The following is a 1,836-nucleotide window of genomic DNA, read 5'->3' on the forward strand; positions in this document are numbered from 1 at the left end:
GGATGCCTTGGGTCTGAAAGTCGATGAAGGACGCGATTACCTGCGATAAGCTTCGTGGAGTTGGAAATAAACTATGATACGGAGATTTCCGAATGGGGTAACCTAACTGAGCAAACCTCAGTTGCATTTTGATGAATCCATAGTCAAATTAGCGAGACACGTTGCGAATTGAAACATCTTAGTAGCAACAGGAAAAGAAAATAAATAATGATTTCGTCAGTAGTGGCGAGCGAAAGCGAAAGAGCCCAAACCTGTAAAAAGGGGTTGTAGGACATCTTACATTGAGTTACAAAATTTTATGATAGTAGAAGAAGTTGGAAAGCTTCAACATAGAAGGTGATATTCCTGTATACGAAATCATAAAATCTCATAGATGTATCCTGAGTAGGGCGGGGCACGTGAAACCCTGTCTGAATCTGCCGGGACCACCCGGTAAGGCTAAATACTAATCAGACACCGATAGTGAACTAGTACCGTGAGGGAAAGGTGAAAAGAACCCCGAGAGGGGAGTGAAATAGATTCTGAAACCATTTACTTACAAGTAGTCAGAGCACGTTAAAGTGTGATGGCGTACATCTTGCAGTATGGGCCGGCGAGTTATGTTAATATGCAAGGTTAAGCAGAAAAAAGCGGAGCCGTAGGGAAACCGAGTCTGAATAGGGCGACTTTAGTATATTGGCATATACCCGAAACCAGGTGATCTATCCATGAGCAGGTTGAAGCTTAGGTAAAACTAAGTGGAGGACCGAACCGTAGTACGCTAAAAAGTGCCCGGATGACTTGTGGATAGCGGTGAAATTCCAATCGAACCTGGAGATAGCTGGTTCTCTTCGAAATAGCTTTAGGGCTAGCGTATAGTATTGTTTAATGGGGGTAGAGCACTGAATGTGGAATGGCGGCATCTAGCTGTACTGACTATAATCAAACTCCGAATACCATTAAAATTAAGCTATGCAGTCGGAACGTGGGTGATAACGTCCACGCTCGCGAGGGAAACAACCCAGATCGTCAGCTAAGGTCCCAAAATTGTGTTAAGTGAGAAAGGTTGTGAGATTTCATAAACAACTAGGAAGTTGGCTTAGAAGCAGCCACCTTTTAAAGAGTGCGTAATTGCTCACTAGTCAAGAGATCTTGCGCCAATAATGTAACGGGACTCAAACACAATACCGAAGCTACGGGCACATTATGTGCGTTAGGAGAGCGTTTTAATTTCGTTGAAGTCAGACCGTGAGGACTGGTGGAGAGATTAAAAGTGAGAATGCCGGCATGAGTAACGATTCGAAGTGAGAATCTTCGACGCCTATTGGGAAAGGTTTCCTGGGCAAGGTTCGTCCACCCAGGGTTAGTCAGGGCCTAAGATGAGGCAGAAATGCATAGTCGATGGACAACAGGTTAATATTCCTGTACTTGGTAAAAGAATGATGGAGTGACGAAAAAGGATAGTTCTACCACTTACTGGATTGTGGGGTAAGCAACAAGAGAGTTATATAGGCAAATCCGGATAGCATAATCTTGAGTTGTGATGCATAGTGAAGACTTCGGTCGAGTAACGAATTGAATGATTTCATGTTTCCAAGAAAAGCTTCTAGTGTTAATTTTTTATCAACCTGTACCGAGAACGAACACACGTTCCCAAGATGAGTATTCTAAGGCGAGCGAGAAAACCAATGTTAAGGAACTCTGCAAAATAACCCCGTAAGTTCGCGAGAAGGGGCGCCTATTTTTAATAGGCCACAGAAAATAGGGGGGGCAACTGTTTATCAAAAACACAGCTCTCTGCTAAGTTGTAAAACGACGTATAGAGGGTGAAGCCTGCCCAGTGCCCGAAGGTTAAAC

Annotated in this window: 1 rRNA gene; it reads left to right on the forward strand. The window is 43.7% G+C overall.

The features are described 5' to 3' along the window. Positions 1-1,836 (forward strand): 23S ribosomal RNA (locus tag C1A38_RS30340); the annotation flags it as partial.

Source organism: Verrucosispora sp. ts21 (assembly GCF_002879555.1).
GTDB classification, from domain to species: domain Bacteria; phylum Actinomycetota; class Actinomycetes; order Mycobacteriales; family Micromonosporaceae; genus Micromonospora; species Micromonospora gifhornensis.